This window comes from Helicobacter kayseriensis (assembly GCF_021300655.1).
Classification (GTDB): domain Bacteria; phylum Campylobacterota; class Campylobacteria; order Campylobacterales; family Helicobacteraceae; genus Helicobacter_G; species Helicobacter_G kayseriensis.
This window is the reverse complement of record NZ_JAJTNB010000001.1, coordinates 42499-60234: the sequence shown is the minus strand read 5'-3', so window position 1 is coordinate 60234 and position 17736 is coordinate 42499. Positions and strand designations below refer to the sequence as shown.

The 17736-nt window shown below is 37.4% G+C and carries 14 protein-coding genes; 6 read left to right on the top strand and 8 right to left on the bottom strand.

Features of this window, described 5'->3' with window-relative positions; translation table 11 throughout:
* Nucleotide 1: 1 nt before the first annotated feature.
* Nucleotides 2-1753: a M3 family oligoendopeptidase gene (locus LW137_RS00260; protein WP_233032427.1), complete on the bottom strand. Its 1752-nt coding sequence runs from the start codon at nucleotides 1751-1753 to the stop codon at nucleotides 2-4.
* Nucleotides 1754-1822: 69 nt separating this feature from the next.
* Nucleotides 1823-3526 (bottom strand): cation:proton antiporter, encoded by a 1704-nt coding sequence (locus LW137_RS00255; protein WP_233032426.1) that lies wholly within the window; start codon nucleotides 3524-3526, stop codon nucleotides 1823-1825.
* Nucleotides 3527-3618: 92 nt separating this feature from the next.
* Here LW137_RS00255 and LW137_RS00250 point away from each other — a divergent pair, with 92 nt between their 5' ends.
* The 4 genes from LW137_RS00250 to murI all read left to right on the top strand — a co-directional run bounded on the left by LW137_RS00250 (nucleotide 3619) and on the right by murI (nucleotide 7985).
* Nucleotides 3619-5142: a sensor histidine kinase gene (locus LW137_RS00250; protein ID WP_233032425.1), complete on the top strand. Its 1524-nt coding sequence runs from the start codon at nucleotides 3619-3621 to the stop codon at nucleotides 5140-5142.
* 20 nt (nucleotides 5143-5162) lie between these two features.
* The gene (locus tag LW137_RS00245) at nucleotides 5163-5813 is read left to right on the top strand and encodes a response regulator (RefSeq protein WP_233032424.1); all 651 of its coding nucleotides are present in this window, start codon (nucleotides 5163-5165) and stop codon (nucleotides 5811-5813) included.
* A 115-nt stretch (nucleotides 5814-5928) separates the two neighbouring features.
* Nucleotides 5929-7233, top strand: coding sequence for a transcription termination factor Rho (gene rho / locus LW137_RS00240; protein ID WP_233032423.1), 1305 nt, complete (start codon nucleotides 5929-5931; stop codon nucleotides 7231-7233).
* Nucleotides 7233-7985, top strand: a complete 753-nt coding sequence (gene murI / locus LW137_RS00235) for a glutamate racemase (RefSeq protein ID WP_233032422.1) — start codon at nucleotides 7233-7235, stop codon at nucleotides 7983-7985. The genes rho and murI overlap by 1 nt, the downstream gene beginning before the upstream one ends.
* 25 nt (nucleotides 7986-8010) lie before the next feature.
* Here the strand turns inward: murI and LW137_RS00230 are convergent, their stop codons facing one another.
* On the bottom strand, nucleotides 8011-8409 hold the full coding sequence (locus LW137_RS00230; protein ID WP_233032421.1) for a tetratricopeptide repeat protein: 399 nt from the start codon (nucleotides 8407-8409) through the stop codon (nucleotides 8011-8013).
* Nucleotides 8410-8720: 311 nt separating this feature from the next.
* Here LW137_RS00230 and LW137_RS00225 point away from each other — a divergent pair, with 311 nt between their 5' ends.
* The gene (locus LW137_RS00225) at nucleotides 8721-9851 is read left to right on the top strand and encodes a hypothetical protein (RefSeq protein ID WP_233032420.1); all 1131 of its coding nucleotides are present in this window, start codon (nucleotides 8721-8723) and stop codon (nucleotides 9849-9851) included.
* Nucleotides 9852-9919: 68 nt separating this feature from the next.
* Nucleotides 9920-12586 carry an Eco57I restriction-modification methylase domain-containing protein gene (locus LW137_RS00220; RefSeq protein WP_233032419.1) on the top strand — a complete coding sequence of 889 codons (2667 nt, stop codon included), beginning with the start codon at nucleotides 9920-9922 and terminating at the stop codon, nucleotides 12584-12586.
* Here the strand turns inward: LW137_RS00220 and LW137_RS00215 are convergent.
* The 5 genes from LW137_RS00215 to LW137_RS00195 form a co-directional block, all read right to left on the bottom strand.
* A complete protein-coding gene (locus LW137_RS00215) occupies nucleotides 12576-14300 on the bottom strand; it encodes a DUF262 domain-containing protein (RefSeq protein ID WP_233032418.1) in 1725 nt (574 codons plus the stop codon). The two genes, LW137_RS00220 and LW137_RS00215, sit on opposite strands and share 11 nt — an antisense overlap.
* 102 nt (nucleotides 14301-14402) lie before the next feature.
* Complete coding sequence (locus tag LW137_RS00210) at nucleotides 14403-14693, bottom strand: thiamine-binding protein (protein ID WP_233032417.1); 291 nt, start codon at nucleotides 14691-14693, stop codon at nucleotides 14403-14405.
* 10 nt (nucleotides 14694-14703) lie between these two features.
* Entirely contained in the window at nucleotides 14704-15639 is a 936-nt protein-coding gene (gene hemC, locus LW137_RS00205; protein ID WP_233032416.1) for a hydroxymethylbilane synthase, read from the bottom strand.
* Nucleotides 15614-16060, bottom strand: a complete 447-nt coding sequence (locus tag LW137_RS00200; RefSeq protein ID WP_233032415.1) for an FxsA family protein — start codon at nucleotides 16058-16060, stop codon at nucleotides 15614-15616. The genes hemC and LW137_RS00200 overlap by 26 nt, the downstream gene beginning before the upstream one ends.
* A 1-nt stretch (nucleotide 16061) precedes the next feature.
* Nucleotides 16062-17735, bottom strand: coding sequence for a proline--tRNA ligase (locus tag LW137_RS00195; protein ID WP_233032414.1), 1674 nt, complete (start codon nucleotides 17733-17735; stop codon nucleotides 16062-16064).
* Between the last annotated feature and the right edge of the window lies 1 nt (nucleotide 17736).

Genomic DNA, 17736 nt, shown 5'->3' with positions numbered 1-17736 from the left:
TCTATCCCTTCAAGCTTGTCTTAAGTGCTAAAAATTCTTCCAATAAACGCTCGATTTGCCTAATTCCAACAAGCCAAAAATCCTCACTCTCAACATCAAAGCCGAATTTAGCAATCAAATCTTTGGGAGACTGATTTCCTCCAGAACTTAAAAAGTGAATATATTGCTTGATAAATATCTCTTCTTCTCCCTTTTCTTGAGATTGTTTATATAGGCCATAAAGAGCTAAAACAAGGAGTTGCCCATAGCTATAAGCATAGCAATAAAAAGGAGAGTGAATGAAATGAGGGATATAACTCCACCAATAATCATATTTTTTGGTGAGCTTCACGCTTTTGCCAAACATTTTCTGATTCTCTTCTCTCCAGATGAGATTAAAATCCTGAGTTTTTAGCTCATTGGGATTATCATGGATTCGGCGCTCAAAGCAAGTCATAACAATCTGCCTAAATAAGGTAGAAAAAATATCTTCCAATTTTCCAGCATAAAGTCCCAAAAGCTCTTCTTGAGGTATTTTTTCTTTGAGGTGATCAAACAAAAGCATCTCAGCAAAAACTGATGCTGTTTCTGCGGTTGTGAGGGGTGTGTCCATATTGAGATAGCCCTGTGATTTGCTCAATTCTTGATGGATCATATGTCCAAACTCATGGGCGATTGTAAAAATATCGCGACGCCCTTGCGTATAATTCAATAAAACATAGGGATGAGCACTAGGAATACACCCGTGACTAAAGGCCCCTCCCCTTTTTCTCTCTCTAGGATGAGAATCTACCCAGCCTTCTTGGAGTGCTTTTTGGGTGATCTCAAAAAACAAAGGAGAAAATGCACGAAAAGATTCTAAGACCATATTTAGAGCATCTTGATAGGGTATTTTTTCATCTTTTGGCGAAAGGATAGGAGCATAGCGATCATAGTCTTTTAATTCTTTAAGCCCCAAAAGATCCTTTTTGGCAAAATAATATTTTTCAACCAAACCATAATGCCTCTGAGTAACCTTCACCAAAGAATCGACGCTTTTTTGTGTCGCGCAATTATCCAAATGTCTAAAACTTTCTGGTTTTTCATATCCACGCAATTTCACATTGATTGCCAAATCTTTACGGATCATATTGAGAACATAAGTAAGAAAATGCGAAGACTTCTTGAGTTTTTTTGTGAAAATTTTGTGTGCTTTTTTGCGCTCATTGCGATCAGAGGAGTGAAGATAGGCAAGCATCTCTTCCTCTCCCACCTTTTTTTGCTTCTTACCATCTTGGATTTTAAATTTCATTTGCGAAAAATACTCATCAAAGAATCTTGCAAAAGCTCCTGCACCCACGGGAGAAAGCTCTAGGATAATTTTTTCTTGATCCAAGCCAAGCTGATGGGGTTTTTCTTTTGTAAGATTGGAAAGAAAATGCGCATATTGCGGAAGCTCCTTTTGGTGCTGTTGCCACACTTTTTCATCTAAGGCACAATATTCCAATTCAAAAAACAAAACAAAATTTCGTATCTGATTACAAAGCATCTCATACTTTGCATACACATCGCCCAAGGCGCAATCTTGAGCAAAAAGCAGGAAAACATATGTTTGGATTCCTCCAAGTTGCTCAAGTATCTCTTCATACTCCTTAAGGGCTTGAGCAAAATTTTCTTGAAGCTTTCCTTGATATGTTGTCTGAAAAATCTGTGCTCTTTTTGTGAGTTCTTGCGTTTTCTGTTCTAGCTCTTTAGTGCCACTAAAGAGACTATTAAGATTCCAATGATGTTGCATTTTCTTCCTTCAAGATTGATTTAAAACTTAGGATTTTATACAAAATCCTCTAATGCCTTTCTTAATCTTTTAAGACAAAGAGGGGGTTTTTAGTGCTGCACTGCTCAAAATCCTTGCAATCTCTCGTTTTTCATTAATAATCAAAGGAAGATTTAAGTCTCTCAACTCTTCCTCCTCCTCTTCTGTTGCAACCTTTGCAACAATCTTGCAATGAGGAAACTTAGCAAGGATACTCTCGCAAATATGTTGAATCCTGCTTGTATGATCAAGGGCAATGATTACAGCCAAAGCTTGAGAAAGATTTAGCTTATCTAAAATACTTGTTTGGGCAATATTTCCAAACACAACATAATCTCCCTTTTTATTCCCCTCCTCTACTCTTGATAAATTGTAATCAATAGCAATATAAGGGATTTGAGCTTCTTTGAGGTATCGAACAGTTTCTTGACCAAAAGTCCCATATCCACAAACCACCACATGTTGCGCAAGCTGATCTTTCATATCTTGTATGTAGCCTATATCACAACTTTCTTGTTTGGTATTTATCTGAGGCAAAAAGAGCTCTGCAATTTTTCTTAAATTTTTAAGAATAAAGGGGGTTGCAATCATAGAGAGAATCACCATAAGCGTTAAGGATTGATTCATCTCTTGTGTTGAAAAGCCAGATTCTAAAATCCCACTAGAAATCAATAATTGTAAAAATGGGCTGTCTTGATTGATTTGCAAAAGCTGATTTTGCTGAGCCATTAAGAAAATTGCAAATGAAAATTCCCCAATTTGGCACAATGCAAGGGCTGTTTTTAGGGACACTTTTGCACTTTTTCTAAAAAGTTTCAAAATAGTAAAAATAATCCCCACCTTCAAACACATAACAAGGATTAAAAATACCCCAATCAAAAAAAAGTTTTGCATCAAAAACTCTAAATTGACTTGCATTCCAACTGTAACAAAAAAGAGTCCCAAGAAAATATCGCGAAAATGGGTGAGATCAGCTTCAACTTGGTATTTGTATTTTGAACTAGAAATCACCATTCCTGCAATAAATGCCCCCAAAGAATGAGAAAACTCAAAATATTCGCTTAAAAGCGCTGCACCCAAAACGATAAACAAAACTGTGCCCACAAAAATCTCATCCATATGCGTATCTGCTGCAAACTTTAAAATTCTTGTCGCGACAAATTTACCTGGAACAAAAAGAATAAAAAGAACAACAATTGCAGAAATCATCGTCTTAATCAAAAGAGGGACAAAATGCGCATCTTGATTGCTAAAAATTGCCACCATAAGCAAAATAGGAATCACTGCAATATCTTGCATGATAAGGATTCCTAAAGAGCTTCTTCCATATCCTGTACCAATCACTCTACTCTCTTCAAAACTTTTCAAAACAATTGCTGTAGAAGAGAGGGAAAATGCACACGCGATAATGATGGAAGTAATCACTTCAGAACCAAAAACATAATGTGAGATTAAGAAAAAAACAGTCATGGTAAGTATGACTTGCAATCCCCCAAAAATCAAAACTTCTTGTTTCATTGATTTAATGCGGGGGAAATTAAATTCAAGACCAATCATAAACATCAAAAAAACAATTCCAAATTCAGCGATACCATTTAAAGCTCCCGCATCAGAAAGTGCCCTTAAATCAAAGGCATAGACAATGATCACACCAGTGACGATATAACCAATAATCACAGGAATATCAATCCTCTTAAAAAGAATATTAATCACAACAGCAATCCCTAAAGCCAATACTCCGACTGTAAATCCCATATAAAAAACTCCAAGACATACTTAAAAGAATCAAATTTGATTTTTGAAATAATTTTACTTTAATATATGGTTTTATTAAGATAGGAGTGTGTATGCGTTTTGATCATCTTGTATTCTCCAAAATTTCTTCGCTTAAAAGTAGAATTCTTGGAACCTCCCTTCATCGAAAAACTAAGATCTTGCTGGCCAATATTGCAATTGGATTATTTCTCATTATTAGCACAACATTTTTTGCACTTTTTGGTCTAAAGTATGACTACGATTCTAGCTTTATGCACCAAGAACGCAAGCTTAAACAACTCATTGTGATTCAAAATATTTATTCTTCTGTTTTAGCTCAACTTCTTAAGCAAGAATCTGTTTTAGATGAAGTTGAGAAACTTAAAGGGGCTTGGAAAACATTCACTCTCATCCACGAAGAAGATAATTATGGGACTAGATTCAAAGAAATTTATGCCGAAATCTTTTTAAGCTATTCTACACAGCTTAAAAGACTAGAACTTTATGAAAACCAAATTACAAATATCATCAATCAAAAGTTTTTTTCTCCTACAAAACTCAACACTCAAGAGATTCAAAATATAGGACTTTCTCTCAACTCTCTTTTACATGAAACCATACAACTTAGACTTGAAGTTTTGAATCTGAAAAAAAAGATCACCAATTCTCTTTTTAACACCACAATGATTCTGATTAGTTTTTTGATCATCGGAATTGTTTTGACAACTTTGTTTTTTTCACAAATCATCATTGCTTCAATCAAAGACCTGCACAACTCCCTTGAAAGCATCGTTTTCCAAAAAACAAAAGAGCTACGCCAACTCAATAATGACCTGCAAGAAAAAATTAAACAAGAGCTTAAAGAATCGCGTCAAAAGGATCACATTATGTATCAACAAGCAAGACTTGCCTCTATTGGAGAAATGATACAAAATATTGCACATCAATGGAGACAGCCCCTCAACTCCCTTATGTTGATTATCCAAAGCTTCAAGCTCAAATCTGATCATCAAAAACTTTCTCAAGATTTCATCGATTCTCAAACACAAATGGCTTTGCGAATCGCTAAAAATATGTCCAATACAATTGAAAATTTTAGGAATTTTTTCCAACCTCATAGTGCTCGCGAATCTTTTAGTATCCAAAAAAGCATTGAAGATTCTCTTAGTATTCTTCAGGCCAATCTCAAAAATAGCAATATTAAAGTTGAGGTATTTGGGGAGCAACAAATCTTTCTTTTTGGCTATGAAAACGCCTTTACTCAGGTGATCCTCAATCTTGTCAATAACGCAAAAGATGCAATTTTGGCAGAAGAAATTTCTGGAGGAATGATTGAAATCTCTATTGAAAAATTGACAAATGAAAATATACAAATCAAAGTCCAAGATAATGCTGGAGGAATCAAAGTCAAAGAAATTGAGAAGATCTTTGAGCCCTACTTTACGACAAAACACAAATCCGTAGGAACAGGTGTCGGCCTCTATATGGTTAAACAAATTATTGAAAAACAACTTGGTGGGAAAATTATTGTCCAAAATCTAGAATGGGTGAGTAAAATAACACACAAAAAGTATAAGGGTGCGTCATTTGAGATTACTTTACCTCTCAATCTTTGAGGTGCTTTTAGGAGGAATTAATGATTTTGGAACGATTGAAGGAGATGAATTTATTGTATGTCGAAGATGATGAAGACACTCTGCAAGCTAGCAAAATTATTTTAGAAGATTATGTTAAAACGCTTTTTATTGCAAGAGATGGACAAGAAGCACTAGAAATTTTTGAGAAACAAAAAATCGATCTCATTCTGACAGACATCCTGATGCCAAAACTTAATGGGATTGAAATGATTAAAGTCATACGCCAAAAACACCCCAATCTTCCCATTATCATCACGACAGCGCACACTGAAACTCAATATTTGCTTGATGCTATCCATTTAAAAGTTGATCGATATATACTCAAACCCATTGTTTTGGAAGATTTATTTGGAGCATTTGAAAAAGTTATTCTTCCTTCTCTTCAAGCACAAACAATTCAAGATCAAAAACTACTCATCAATGCAATTTCAACTTTTGTAGGTGGGAAAAAGATTGAGATCATTCGTTATCTTTTGCAAAATATTGATGAAGATTTTATTTTTCATGGATCTTATGAAAGTATTATGGAAACCCTAAATGTCAGCAAACCAACAGTTGTTAAAACCTTTAAACAACTGATAGAAACTGGGCTAGTAACAAAAATCAGAAATAAAATCTATCGTCTCCATCCAGACATCACTTCTTCTTAATACAGACTAGTATTGACTTGTGATAAGAAAATGACTAAAATAGCACTCTTATCACAAAACCACATTTAGCGGAGCATTTCTTCACGCATTTACTTTAAAAACTAAAAGGCATTTTATGAGTCAAAAAGAAAATAAAAATACAAGAACTCACACCCCTGTAGATGGTTATAAAATCGAAGAATTACGATCCAAAACAGTTGCAGATCTTACTGAGATTGCTGTGCGTATGGGTGTTGAGAATCCTCAAGAATATCGCCGACAAGATTTGATTTTTGAAATCCTCAAAAAACAGGTCAATCAAGGTGGATACATTCTTTTTACAGGGATTTTAGAACTCAGCTCAGAGGGATATGGTTTTTTAAGAGGAATTGATGCAAATTTTAGCGATACTCAAAACGATACTTATGTATCCCAGAGTCAAATTCGTCGTTTTGCACTTCGAACAGGAGATATCGTCACGGGACAAGTTCGCCCCCCCAAAGATCAAGAGCGATATTATGCACTTCTCAAAATTGAAGCGATCAACTATCTTTCTTTAGAAGAAATCAAAAATCGCCCGCTTTTTGATAACCTCACTCCTCTCTTTCCCCTAGAACAACTCAAACTCGAATACAATCCCACAAAAGTCACAGGAAGAATGCTTGATCTTTTTAGCCCAATTGGTAAAGGTCAAAGAGCTCTGATCGTTGCCCCTCCGCGAACAGGAAAAACTGAGCTGATGAAAGAGCTAGCTCACGGGATCTCTTATAATCATCCCGAAGTAGAGCTGATGGTTTTACTTGTCGATGAGCGACCAGAAGAGGTGACGGATATGGAGCGAAGTATCAAAGGGCAAGTTTTTAGCTCCACCTTTGATCTCCCCTCAAGCAATCATATTCGCGTCGCAGAACTTGTGATCGAAAGAGCCAAGAGAATGGTGGAAATGGGGCAAGATGTGGTGATTTTGCTTGATTCTATTACGCGTCTTGCGCGTGCTTACAATGGCGCAACCCCTTCAAGTGGAAAGGTCTTGAGTGGTGGAGTTGATGCAAATGCATTACACAAGCCAAAAAGATTTTTTGGAGCAGCGAGAAATATCGAGCAAGGCGGAAGTCTGACAATCATCGCAACAGCCCTGATTGAAACAGGATCGCGTATGGATGAAGTCATCTTTGAAGAATTCAAAGGAACAGGAAATAGTGAAATCGTTCTAGCACGCTCAATCGCAGATCGCCGAATCTATCCAGCATTTGATATCCTCAAATCTGGGACAAGAAAAGATGATCTTCTTTTGGGCAAAGAAAAGCTGACAAAAGTTTGGATGCTAAGAAATGTCATGCAACAAATGGATGATGTGGAAGCCCTAAGCTTCATCTATGCAAAAATGCAAAAAACAAAAGACAATGATGAGTTTTTGAATCTGATGAATGAAAAAGACTGATGCGTGCAGGAGTATTTGATAGCGGTATAGGGGGAATAAGTGTTTTAAAATCCCTCCTTGATTCCAAGGTCTTTTCAGAGATTATTTATTATGGCGATACAGCAAGAGTCCCCTATGGAGGGAAAGATAAGGACACCATCATCAAATACTCTCTTGAAGCAATTGAGTTTTTTGCTCCTCATTGTATCGATATACTCATTGTTGCTTGCAATACGGTGAGTGCATATGCCCTAGAAGAAATGAGGAAAAAGGCTCCCTATCCAATCATTGGGGTGATCGAATCAGGAGTCTTAGCTCTTCAAAACACACTCCACAACAAACAAGATCCAATCCTTATCATCGCCACTCAAGCGACAATCCACTCCAAAGCCTATCTCCTATCTCTAAAAAAATTGGGGTATGAAAATATTGCTTCAATTGCCACCCCTTTGCTTGTGCCTTTTGTTGAGGAAGGAATCTTAGAAGGCGAATTTTTGCAACAATGCTTGCATCACTATTTCAAAGATCTTCACACTCACCCCAAAGCAATCATCCTAGGATGCACGCACTATCCCTTCATCGCTAAAGAGATTAAAAAATACTTTAAAGAAGAAGTCTTGCTTATCCATTCAGGTGAAGCGATTGTAGAATATTTACAAAGCAAAGGAATCTATGACACCCACCCTTGCACACAAGTGCAGTTTTTCTCTTCAGAAGATAGTGAAAAGCTAAAGAAAAAGGGAGAGGAACTACTTAAGCGACTTTCAATTTAAATCCCAAAGAAATATATCAACAAAACTATCGAACCTTAGATAGCTCCCGATAATCCTCACAACCAGCCCTAACCCCTAGCTGACACGCCTTTTTGTATAGCCCCAAAGCAGTGTCAAGATTTTTTTTAACACCTCTTCCATTTTCATACATTGCTCCAAGGGCACCACACCCTCTCCCCTCTCCCCCATCACAAGCGATAGTGAAAAATTTCACAGCCATCAAAGAATCTTGCTCAACACCTTCTGCATTTTCATACATCAATCCAATACTAAGGCATGAAACCATATCTCCATTCTGACAAGAGAGTTTAAAAATCTCAAAGGCTTTCTTATAATTGCCTTTTTGATATATCCTAGATCCTTCTTCAAAATCCATTCCAATTCCACATAAAGCAACCCAAATCAACAACAAAACTTTTTTCATATCTTTTCCTAAATTCACAAAGAGTTTTATCACAAAATAAAACTCTTTTATTGCATTTTTGTGATTCAAAATTCATAGTTAAACATAGCACTTTATATCTTTGCTTGATTTTTATTTTCTCAAATCCCTTGCAGATTCTTCCTACTTTCTTACTAGATCTGTGCTGCTCAATATCTTGAGTTTAACTTCCATAATTTTTTATCATAAAAACAATTTTTAAGACTTGAGTTTATGTCTCCACAGAATTATCCAAGCTCTGTTTTATAGTAAGATTCTTGAAGTTTTTATCATCGATCAAACAAGGCTTTTAAATGCAAGATTTTTACTTTCTCACCAATAATCTCTTCACTTCCTACACATTGCAAGAAGAATTTCCCAAACTCTATGATTTCAAGCAGGATCTCACCCCCATTTTCTCACAGATCCAAGCCCTTTATGATGAAGCAAAGTTTGATTCTCAAAACGAACATCAATTTGAAGATGATTTTATCTCTAAGGTTTTAGAAATCCTAGGTTGGCACACAATCCGCCAAGAAGAGAAAATCATTCAAGGCAAGCTTGAAAAGCCCGACTTCCTCCTCTTTTCCTCCAAGGAAACCAAAAAATCCTATGAAAAGATTCCCAAATCCTCGCGCCCCTCCAGTAACTCTTTCATCAATGTAATTTTAGAATCCAAAGCCTATAATGTCGCCATTGACAACAAAAAAGTCAAAGACAACCCTCACTTCCAAATCCTCCGCTATCTAAGCAATCTCAAGCTTGACTTTGGATTCCTTACCAATGGAAGACTTTGGAGATTTTATGACAACTCAAAACTCTCTAGTCAAAAAATCTTTTATGAAATCAATCTTGAAGCGATCATCCAAAAGAACGACATCCAAGCCTTTAGATATTTTTATTTCATTTTCAATGCTCAAAACTTCATCGCCACTGCAAAGATCCAAGAGCCTATTCAAACTCTTTTTGCCCAAAACACCACAGCCAAAACCAAAATCGAAGATGATCTCAAATCTCTCATTTATGGAATCAATGGCAAAGATTCTATCTTTGAAAAAATCGGATCTTGCATCTATACCAAAAACCCCACACTTTCGTTAGATGAGGTGTATCAAAACTCTATTTATTTCATCTTCCGCCTTTTATTCATCGCTTATTTTGAAGATAAATTCTCTCCTCTTTTGCAAAAGCACTCCTACTACAATGACCATATCTCTATCCAAAATCTCCTCACCATCGCACAAAACAACCCCGACAAACACGATGCCCTTGTCAAACTCAATTGGATTTTTTCCATCTTTGATAAGGGAGAGCCAAACTATGATATGCCCATCTTCAATGGAGGATTATTTGATACCACCCGCTCCAAAGCTCTCAATACTCCCAAGCTCTTCAGCAATCAAGATCTTTATGAAATCCTGCAAATCTCTTTTTCATCACACTAGAGGGCAAGGAATACAGAAGGGACTATAAAACCCTCTCTATCACTCACTTAGGGACAATTTATGAAGGATTGCTCTCTTATTTCTTTGAAGTTGCACAAGAAGACACCTATTATCTTCTCTATTCTGAGGGCAGAAGCAAAAGTATAGAGGGCTACTTTGATCCCTATGATTACGCGCTTCTAAGCAAAAAGCACAAAATCACCAAATGCACTTTCTACCCCAAAGGGGAAATTTATCTCAAAAACACAAGCAACTCCAGAAAAAGCACCGCAAGCTTCTACACTCCCACATCACTCACTTCCTATCTTGCCACCCACGCTCTAAAAATCACAGATCAAAACATTTTGGATTACAAGATCTTGGACAATGCCTGTGGAAGCGGACATTTTCTCATCCAAGCACTCAACACCATCACAGAACACATCATCAACCACTTTGAAGACTTCCCAAGCTTCAAAGCCCTCTATGAAAAGGAGGCTCAATCCATCAAAGATAATACTTCTGCTTACATCACAGATTATGAAGTCGATGAGGGCGACATCATCAAGCGCCTTTTGCTCAAAAGGATGATTTATGGAATCGACCTCAATCCTTTCAGTGTCGAGCTCACCAAACTCTCTCTTTGGATTGATAGCTTTATCTTTGGCACACCCCTAAGTTTTATCGAGCATCACATCAAATGCGGAAATGCTCTGGTAGGCTCAAGCATCAAAGATTTCCAATCTTTCTATGAGGGTCAAACTTCTCAAAACCTCTTTTTCTATGATTTTATGGAGAACTTCAACTCCCTCACAGAAGTTTTCTCTATCCTCAACTCTCTCAAAGATACCACAGAAGAGGAGATCAAAGAGAGCAAAGCCCTCTATTCTCAAGAAATCTCCCCCAAACTCTCCACCCTCTCTCTAGCCCTTGATTTCCTCACTGCCCAAAGCTTTTTTACCCTAGAAGATAGAGCGAGATTCCAAGGCAAAGAGCTAGATTTCATCCAAGCCATCCTCACGCCCAATGAAGAGTTTCACAACCTCAAACCCATCATCGAATCTCTAAGCAAAAAATACAGATTCTTTCATTATGAAATCGCTTTCCCAGAAGTTTTTTCAGGCGAGAAAAAGGGCTTTGACTGCATCATTGGAAATCCACCGTGGGATAAAACAAAGCTAAGTGATGATGACTTTTTTCCTCAGTTTGTGAGTGATTATCGCACCAAAAAAGCAAGTGAGAAAAAATCTCTCAAACTTGATCTCCTAGATAAACCCTATATCGCGCAACTTTACGAAGAGAGCAAAGCTCATATCGAATCACTCAACACCTATTACAAAGCCCACTATCCCCTCAATCGTGGCAGTGGAGATGGTAATCTTTTCAGATTCTTTGTCGAGCGTAATCTCTCTTTGCTCTCTCCCCACTCTTCCCTCAACTATGTCCTTCCAAGTGCACTGATGTATGAAGAGGGAAGCCTAGCCCTAAGGATGCACATCCTCAAAGAAAAAACACTCACATATTTTTATAGCTTTGAAAATCGTGAGGGAATCTTCCCTGATGTTGATTCGAGATATAAATTTGCCTTGATGCAAATCCTCTCTTGCCCTCCACCCCCAAATCATGCGATCCAAACGATGTCCTATCTCACACAAGCAGATTCTCTCTATACCCAAGAGCCCATCACCCTCACTCTCCAAGAGATCTCTACCCTCTCTCCCTCTCATCTTGCACTGCCTGAGGTGCGGGATAAAATGATGCTTGATATTCTTCTCAAACTCTACTCTTCTTTTAAGCCCCTTTCTCTGCAATGGTTAGATTTTAGAAATGAGCTACATATGACAAATGACAAAGATCTCTTTATCGAATCTGGCCAAAAAGGACTTTTCCCCCTCTATGAGGGCAAGATGATCCACCAAAATGACGCAGAGTTCGCTCCTCCGACCTACTTTCTCAATCCCCAAGATTTTGATGAGCGACTAAGTAGCAAAGAGCTTTATCGTCTCAAGCAAGATATAGGAATGAGTGAAAAAGACTTTGTGGATTTTTGCTCTAAATATTCACTTAAGTCTAGAGATTTGATCGTATATGAGAGAGATTTTATTCGTTTGGGATATAGAAAAATTGCAAGAGATACGGATGAACGCACAGCGATTTTTTCATTGATACCTTGTAATGTAGGGTGCGGAGAAAATATGTGGCAACATATTCCCAAATATTATAAGGTTTCTGAAAATGGCATTGAAGTTCAGGGAGTAGAGATAGAGAAAGTGCTTTTTGCCTTAGGAATATTCAACTCCATTGTTGTGGATTTTGTGGTGCGAAGTATAGTGCAAATTAATGTGAGCAAAACTTATTTGGAGCGTGTTCCGCTCCCTCAACCCACAGCAGAGGAAATCCGCTCAAACCCCCTCTACACCACTATCACTCGCAATTCTTTAGCACTCCAACGCTACAATGACAAAAGTGGATATTTCAAAGCCCTAGATTCTCTCTTTGGCTCAAAAGAATGGGTACAGATTGGAAAACACCAAGGAAGCTATGGCTTAGGCGGAGAGCCCCTTTCTATCCCCAAAACTGAGAAATCCTACCTCACCCTCAAAGCCACCAATGACATCCTCATCGCCAAACTCTATGGACTAGAACAAGAAGAGTTTTGCACGATTCTTTCAACATTCAAAGTCCTAGCCAACAAACAACCCCACTACATCGAACTACTCAAAGTGATGTGGAAAAGCGTGGGAATTAAAAGCTAAGTTTCCATATTTGTTTTGCATGTTTTGCGTAAATTTCTTGGTTTTTTCTAATATTTTGAGGATTCCATTCCTTATATTTATCATTGATGGTGATTTGCGAGGTTATTGCAAATGGAGATTTTGCAAAAGCTCCACATTTTGTGGGATAATCTTTTTGTCCAAGATCTTTATTAACTTTTCGATCAAGCAGGACAAAATTCCCCAATCTTGATACGAAATGCTCATGCTCTTCAAAAGAAAAATATTGCTCCCAATATTCCGTCATTGTTTTAGGAAGGATGTGTTCAACACTAATATTTTCGCCAGTTATTTTGTTTTTTGTATTTGCAAATTGACACTCAAGTTTTTCGAGAATATAATAAATTAGTTTTGGATTTGAATTAAAATTAATACTGCGCGAGCTAAACTCTTTTTCGAAAGTTTCATCATCAATATAAAGCTTTTTGAGATTTTCAAAAACCTCTCTTGCTGTTGAGATTTCTTCATTTGTGATTTTTATTGAGCATTTATTAAAAGCTTTTTCCATATCCTTAGTTTGACGCTTTCCAATTACGACATACCTAAAAACAATGACGGAACAAATTTCTAATATTCGGACAAATTCACGTGGTTTTTTAGGAAAAATTTTATCGTACGCCGACATCAACAAGGGAATATGCTGTTGCATTTTGAAAAGCTTTAATTCTTCAAGCCTTTTTTTGATTTTAAGAAATTCTCCAGATTCTTTCCAAAGATCATCTTCTGAATCTCTCAAGGCTCTATAGATAATGCAAAATCTTTTTAGATTTTGAACAAAGTTATAAGCCTCGGATCCATTTTTGATTTGTCTACTAATGGTTTTGAAGAGCTGAGATTCTGTAATAAAATCCTGACGAGAATTGATGTAATATCTCAAGAATCGAGGCATATCTTGATTTTTAATTCGTTCGGTGATATCTCTCCAAACTGTTTGCATAATTTTAACGCTTTCGCTATCACTTAATGAAAAAAGGTAATTTTTAAGTAAATCTGTTGCTGTGAGCTCTACTCCTCTGGCATTAAGTGTTTCAAATAATGTGTAAGCATTTAATTCATCTTCAACGGCAATTTGTATAAAACAGATCTTCTCTAAAATCATTTCAATATACGCAACAATCTTCTCAGCATTTTTTTCAATTTTATTTTGAATGAAATATTCCATTAATTTTTCTTTAAAAAAGACTAGAGATTTGTATATAAGCTGATTGCTGGATGAACTTTTCGTTCTTACCTCACTTGGCAAATTTTCAAGATTAATGACATATTGATAAAAAAAAGAATTATTGTGATCATTGAGTTGAAGCCTTGGTTTTTTGACAAGTGTTGAAGCACTTTGTTTGCACACATATGTTTCAAGAGCCCTAATTCTTTGTAGATTTTTCTCCTTATCAATGTTCTGAGAAATCAAATCTTTAAGAATTGAAATTACAGAGACAATAAGTATGCTCAATGTTGTGATTCTTTGCTGTCCATCAATAACAACCATTTCTTTGCCATCATTAGAAAATTGCAACACTATTGTCCCCATGTAATGCAAATTATCATCAGTGAGCCTATAAATATCTTCAAGAAGATCTTCCCATTGATCTGTATTCCATGAATAATCTCTTTGATATTGAGGAACGCTATAGGATTTTCCATTACTTAAAAGTTCAAACAATTTAACATTTTTTGTTTCTAGATAATTTTTTGACATTTTTTAAACCTCAACAACTTATCATTCTTTGTGTGATTATAGCTAGTGATAAGGAGAGTCGCAAAATAATGAAAATAATAAAATGATTTCATACTTACAAATTTACACCTCTTCCAACACCCTCTCTACTCTTCCCCCAAGCATCTTTTCTCTTTCAGGATAGCAGTCAAACTTGGCGATTGCATAATATCGCCTGCAATCCATGCAAGAGTTGGCGATCTCAATTGCTCTCAAAGCTTCCTGCATATCCTTTGCCTCCACCACGCTCCCCATAGCATTGAGATGGGCTTTGATTCCACTTTGTTCCCATGCCCTCAAAACCTTTGCTACCTCTTCTCTTTTACTGATTTCTCCATGGATACTAAAAATACTAAGCTCTAATAAAACCGCCATTTTTTCCTCCTTAGATAAAAGCCATTTTTTCCGCTCTTTGGAGCAATTCTTTTGCTCCACGATCAATCATCCTTTGAGCCAAACTTTGCGCGATTTGCAAATGATTCTCAATCTCTCCTTCCATCTCTTCACTCAGCACCTCACTCCCATCGGGTAAGCCGACTTTTGCTATGAGGCTAAGCTTTTGGTGTGTATTTAGACTTGCATGCACCCCAATTGGCACTTGACATCCACCCTCCAAACACCTCACAAACTCTCTCTCACTTTCACAAAAGATCCGCGTTTCTTCATCATTAAGCCCACTCAAAATCTCCCAAAATTCACTATCACTCCTGCACTCAATCCCCAATGCCCCCTGCCCCATTGCTGGGATCATTTCTTGGATCTCCAAAGGCTTGGCATATTTTAGCTCCCCCTCAATCCCTAGCCTTTTGATTCCTGCAAGTGCCAAAATAATCGCATCAAAATCTCCATCTTTTAGTCTCTGAAGACGCGTTTGGACATTTCCCCTCAAGCTTTGCGTATCTAGATCTGGACGAATCATCTTGATCTGCATCGTCCGTCTTAGCGAAGTCGTCCCAACCCTTGCTCCCAAGGGAAGCTTTTCAAGATTTGGATACTTCTCACTGACAAAGCAATCCCTCACATCCGCCCGCCTAGTAATAGCGACCAAAGACAATCCCTCTGGAAACTCCACAGGCACATCTTTGAGGCTATGCACAGCAAGATCGATCTCCCCACTCAAAAGTAATTCCTCAAGCTCTTTGGTAAAAAGCCCCTTGCCTCCGATTTTTGCCAAAGGAGTATCAAGGATCTTATCTCCCTTTGTTTTGACGATCTTGATTTCCACTTCAAGATCACATTCATCTCGCAATCTTTGAGCGATATGATTGGCTTGCCAAAGAGCCAACAAGCTCCCCCTACTTCCAATGATGATCTTTTTCATCTTCGATCCTTTCGTGAGTTTCAACCACTTCCACATCAATCACTTCTTCTCTGTCATATGTTCTACTTCTTTTTGAGAATCTCACCTTCTGCAAAAATGAGACAAAAACAGAATCCAAAATTCCAAAGCAGAGCAAAAGCCCCAAGCAATCACTCAAGATTCCAGGAAGGATCAACAAAATCGCTCCAAAAACTTTTGTCAAATTTGAAGCCAAGATTTCTTGAGGATCTCTTGCACCTCTCAAAAACTCCACAATAGACTCATTGCTTGCTGAAAATGTCGTCAAAAGCAAAAATACACCCAAAATTCCGCTCAAAATGATTTCTGCAACCAACGCCAAAAAACCAAAACTCTCACTAAAAGCGATCAACCCTCCAAGTTCAACAAAAAACAAGATTCCAAAAACAAGCAAAAATCTCATTTTAATTCCTTAAAAATTCTTCAATCATTATGCTTTGTTTTGATAAGTCTAATCTTTGGATCCTTTCGATCTTTCCGTGCTCAAGCTCTTTCCCTACCAAGAAAGCCTCAGGGATCCCCAAAAGCTCAAAATCACTCATTTTCACTCCAAAACGCTCTGAGCGATCATCAAAAAGCACCCTTTTTCCCTCTAAAAGCATTTTTTGATAGAGTTTTTCCCCAGCTTCCTTTTGAGCCTCATCTTTCATATTTGAAACAATAATCACGGATTCAAATGGGGATAAAACACGATTCCAAATTATCCCTCTATCATCATGGTTTTGCTCGATAAAAGCAGAAAGGATTCTTGACACACCAATTCCATAGCATCCCATAATGAAGGGTTGAGCCTTTCCATTCTGATCCAAAAATGTCGCACCCATAGGCTGAGAATACTTGGTCCCAAGCTTGAAAATATGGCCAATTTCTATTCCTCTTTGGTATTGCAACGCACACCCACAATGCCTGCATCCATCACCCTCTCTGACAAGTGCCAAATCCACTTGCTCACCCTCTAAAAATGTCTTGATACAATGAAAATCTACCTCATTTGCTCCTGTAAGATATTTCTCTCCTTTTTGCAATGCAAGATCATAAAACACATAATCCGCACCTGCTCCAAGTCCTACAAACCCAAGAGAAAACCCTTGCATTTCCTCTTGGCTCAACTCATAAAGCTCCAAAACGCTCTCATCTTTCTTTATAAGTGCGTTCAATGCCTTGGTTTCTTCAAGTTGATCATCTCCCAAGATAAAAAAGAGAGCTTGCTTATTCCCCTGTGTCGTCCTTACCCCCTTGATGATACATTTCAAAATCATTTCTGGAGCTATTTTAAGCTCTTTTGCAAGCACTTCAATTTGTTTCATGGAGGGGGTGTGAATCTTTTTTTCTTCTGCTTGAAGTGTTTGGAGTTGTCGATTTTGACGCACTCCTGCTTCAATATTGCTAGCATATCCACAAGAAGGACAAATAATCAGCGTATCCTCTCCACATTCACTTAAAAGCATAAATTCCTTACTTCCACTTCCGCCAATTGCTCCACTATCAGCCTCTACAACAGCATAACGGATACCAAGCTCATCAAAGATATTTCGATAAGTCTGCTCCATCAAATCAAACTCTCTATCAAGATCTTCTACACTAGAATGAAAGCTATAGGCATCTTTCATAACAAATTCTCTTCCTCGGATCAACCCAAATCTTGGACGCACTTCATCGCGGAACTTTAAGTGAATCTGATAAAGATTGAGAGGGAGTTGCTTATAGCTTTTAATCACCCCCTTGATGCACTCCACAATCCCCTCTTCATATGTTGGGCCCAAAACAAAATCTTGATCTTTTCTATCTTTAAATCTCAAAAGCTCTTTACCATACTTTTCATACCGACCAGACTTTTGCCAAAATGAAGCAGGAGTTACAAACCCCAAAGTCAGCTCTTGTGCCCCTGATTGATTCATATGTTTTTGAATCACATTTTTAATATTTTCAATCACCCTATGCCCCAAAGGCAAAAGGTTATAAATCCCCGCTCCTACTTGCTGAATATATCCTCCACGCAAAAGATATTGATGACTCTTTAGTTCAGCATCTTTCGGGGTTTCTTTCATTGTGTAAATAAAGCTTTGACTCATTTTCATA